Annotated in this window: 4 protein-coding genes and 1 pseudogene; all 5 read right to left on the bottom strand. The window is 61.2% G+C overall.

Annotation, left to right across the window (positions count from 1 at the left end; translation table 11 throughout):
* Nucleotides 1–935: pseudogene (locus NW807_RS07710) on the bottom strand (type II secretion system protein); the annotation flags it as partial.
* Nucleotides 936–1,055: 120 nt separating this feature from the next.
* Nucleotides 1,056–1,652, bottom strand: coding sequence for a response regulator transcription factor (locus NW807_RS07705; RefSeq protein WP_414425741.1), 597 nt, complete (start codon nt 1,650–1,652; stop codon nt 1,056–1,058).
* A gap of 88 nt (nt 1,653–1,740) precedes the next feature.
* Nucleotides 1,741–2,337: a pentapeptide repeat-containing protein gene (locus NW807_RS07700; RefSeq protein WP_414425740.1), complete on the bottom strand. Its 597-nt coding sequence runs from the start codon at nt 2,335–2,337 to the stop codon at nt 1,741–1,743.
* A gap of 27 nt (nt 2,338–2,364) precedes the next feature.
* Nucleotides 2,365–3,198, bottom strand: a complete 834-nt coding sequence (locus NW807_RS07695; protein WP_414395783.1) for a DNA-formamidopyrimidine glycosylase — start codon at nt 3,196–3,198, stop codon at nt 2,365–2,367.
* A 14-nt stretch (nt 3,199–3,212) separates the two neighbouring features.
* Nucleotides 3,213–3,434 carry a photosystem I reaction center subunit IV gene (locus NW807_RS07690; protein ID WP_414395781.1) on the bottom strand — a complete coding sequence of 74 codons (222 nt, stop codon included), beginning with the start codon at nt 3,432–3,434 and terminating at the stop codon, nt 3,213–3,215.
* Nucleotides 3,435–3,522 lie beyond the last annotated feature (88 nt).

The raw sequence follows: 3,522 nt of genomic DNA, 5'->3' as shown, positions 1-3,522 counted from the left end.
GCGTAGATGGCGCCGTTCCAGTTGTAGCCGGGGGTGAAGAAGAACTCTACATCGCCGCGGCTAAAGATCCCCCACTTGTTGAGCAGATCCCGCCTCCGATCCTGCTGGAACTGCAAGGCCGAGATGGCGCGGGTGGTGGAGTCGGCCCCCTCAATGGGCAAAGTTACAGCGTACACCTGAAAGGGCTTGTACAGCGCAGGGCCCACCTGGAACCAATCTCCCACGTTGGGGTTGACCGTCTGTTCAGCCGGAGAATCGGTACACCCCGCCAAGGCCGAACCCTGCAGTGGCCCACTGCGGATCACCAGTCGCCGCGCCCGCTCAGTATCGGAAATGTTTTCCTCAAAGCCCTGGAGGTTCGTTTGCCCCGTAACCGGCGCTCGGCGGTTGTACAGAATGGTGTAGGCGGTAACGGAGTCGTCGATCCCGTTGTTGTCGGTATCCACCAAGAACCACCAGGCTGGGGCTTGCCGCTGCACTTCAATGCTCCGGCTCGGATTCTGAGGATCCGGAACACGGGCAGAGTACCTCAACAGGAAGCGCCGCTCATCGGGAAGGGTATAGGGATCCGAGGGCTCTGCAGGCACCAATGCGCCATCGTTGAGCAGCGCAGAGGTGAATTGCTCATCAGTGGGAGCACTGACAGGCAGGCGGCGATCCCGGACGAGGTAGTCGATCTTGGCCCGCGCCCGGTCGATGGCAGCATTCAGTTGCCGGCTAACCGTCTGCTCCGCCCGCTCCACCTGGGTTTGGATCGTGCGCTGGGTAGATCGAGTAAGCAACCCCACCGTTACCAAGCTCAGCACCAGCACGATTAAAATCGCCACTGGCAGCACAAAGCCGCGCTCGCGGATCCTGCGCCGATCCACCGGGATCTTCAGAGAGCTGAGCAAGCGCAGGACAAGTTTGAGCAACAGCGGGGAAGGAGCAGGCATGGCTGTATCCCGGAGTATGCGAGTGCCAAGATAGCAACAGTATGCAAGGGATCCCGAGTCTCAGACATCCCCACGGGTGGGGGGAAGGGACAGCCTGCTCTTTTCAGGATTCCCAAGCTTTTACAAAATCCCCAGTTGCTGCGCTTTGAGCAGGGCGGTGACGCGGTCGGTGGCGTCCAACTTGCGGTAGACAGCGCTGGCGTACTCTTTCACGGTTTCGACGCTAATGCCAAGGCGGCGAGCAATTTGTTTGTTGGCTAGGCCCTCCTTCATCAGTTGCAGCACGCATAGCTCGCGGGGGGTAAGCCTGGGCAGCTCCTGGGGGGCGGGCAGCCAGTCGTGGTCGGGGTTGGCCAAGATCTGGCGGATAACGCGGGCCAATTCCGCCGGCTCGGTTTCTTTGGAGAGGTAGCCTTTGGCCCCCGCCCGCCGCGCTGCTTCGATTAGGGCCGGCTCGTGAAAAGTCGTCATCATCACCACCACCACCGGCAGGCCCAGCTCGACAATCTGCTGGCAGGCAGCGATCCCGTCTCCACCAGGCATGCGCACATCCAAAAGGGCCACGTCGATGGGGTGGTGGCGGCAGTACTCAACAGCCTGGGATCCGGTCTCGGCCTCGGCTACCACCACAAACCCCTGCGCTTCCAGGGCAAACTTCATCCCCAGCCGAAACAGAGGATGGTCGTCGGCAATGAGCACGCGCACAGGAGAAGTCATAGGATCCCGGCCAGGAAGAGGGCACAACTTAATCTGCCCAAAAGAGGGATCCCCAATAAAGTGCCCTCGCCCCCAGCCTAGAGAGGAGCTATTTTACGAAGACCATGCCGCGGGTCTTGGGGTTGAAGGTGGGATCCAGCCGGGTCTGAGCATTGTACAGGGCACCGGTCAGATCGGCTTCTTCCAGAAAAGCTCCTCTTAGATCAGCCCCGCGCAGATCGGCCTGGCGCAGGTTGGCTCCCGTCAGGTCGGCGCCGGCAAGAACAGCCCCGCGCAAATCGGCTTCGCTGAGGTTGGCTACCTGAAGATTGGCCCCTGTGAGATTGGCCTGCTGCAGGTTGGCTCGGCTGAGATCCGCTTCCCACAAAAAAGCTCCCCCCTGATCCGCGCTGCTCAGGTTGGCGCCGCGCAAGTCGGCCAAGTTGAGGATGGCCTGGGAGAGGTTGGCCGCTTGTAGATTGGCCTGCTTGAGGATGGCTTCTTTCAGGTTGGCCCCTCGCAAATCCACTCCCGCCAGTACGGCTCCCGTCAGATCGCAGGCGGGACAATCTCGGCCAGGAAGAACGACTTGGGATCGACCCAGTTGGGCCTCAAGCTCCAGTTGGGCAAAAGCTGGAGGTGCCGGGATCCCCATCCCCCACAGGGCGAGGAGACTGAGACTGCCCCAAGACCGAGGCCAGGCCATCTTCTTCACGGAGAACCGTTTCCGCCCTCAAGGCGGCTGGCAGTGGGGGCAAAAGTAGGCTGAGCGGCTTGCCAGCTTGATCCGCTGAATCGGGGTGCCACACAGGCGACAGGGATCCCCTTCTCGACCATATACCCACGCCTGACCCTGGTAGTTGCCGTTGAGCCCCCGCAGATCCCGGTAATCGCGCAGGGTGGTGCCCCGCTGCTCCAGCCCCGCTTGCAACACCCGGATCAAGGCTTCTCGCAGGCGGCTCTTGGCAGCGTCGGAAAGCTGCGAGGCAGGTGTCAAGGGGTGGATGCCGCTCAAAAACAGGGCTTCGTCGGCGTAGATGTTGCCCACTCCCGCTAGCAGCGACTGATCCAGCAGGGCGGCTTTGATGGGGCGGCGGCTTTTCCGCAAGGCGGCTTGGAAATAGGTTTCTGAAAAGGCGGGCGAAAATGGCTCCGGCCCCAACCTCTGCAAAGCCGTGATCACCGCCTCCGGCTCCACCCCCGCAGGCACCAACCACATCTGGCCAAAGGTGCGCGGATCCACAAAGCGCAGCTCCCACCCCTGCTCCAGGCGCAGTCGAACCCGGGTATGGGCTGGCAAAGGCGCGGATCCCTGAACCCAGAGCAGCTGCCCCGTCATGCCTAGGTGCACGCCGAGAACTGCTCCGGAGTCCAGGGATCCCAGAAGATACTTGCCCCGACGCTGCCACTGGGTCAAATAGGCGCCAGACAGCCCCTGCGCAAACTCCTCTTTGCCAGGGTAGGCCAGGGTGCGAGGGAGAAGCACTTCTGCCGCCAGGATGCGCAGGCCAAGAGTCAGGCACTGCAGATCCCGCCTGACGGTTTCAACCTCCGGCAGCTCGGGCACGGGAGGGCTTGGGTTTACTTCTTAGAAGCGGCTTTAGGCTTGGGCTCCTCCACCACTTCCAGCTCGTCTTCGCGGAAGTTGTTGGTGTTGATGTTGTAGTAGTTAACCTTGTCAAAGCGGACGATCACCGGGTAGAGAATGCCGCTGGTATCCACCGCCGCAACTGTCCCCACATCCCGATACCAGTAGGATTCTTTCCGCAAGACACGGACTTTGGCACCGCGCTGAATCGCCATAGAGGTTTTCTCCATTACCTGCCCTTCAGATTACCGCTCTGAAAGACTTATACAACCCCGGGCAAAAGCAGACTTTCGCTCGGCGTTG

Source organism: Synechococcus sp. R70.1, assembly GCF_047461675.1.
Lineage (GTDB): Bacteria > Cyanobacteriota > Cyanobacteriia > Thermostichales > Thermostichaceae > Thermostichus.
This window is presented reverse-complemented; position numbering and strand designations above follow the sequence as displayed.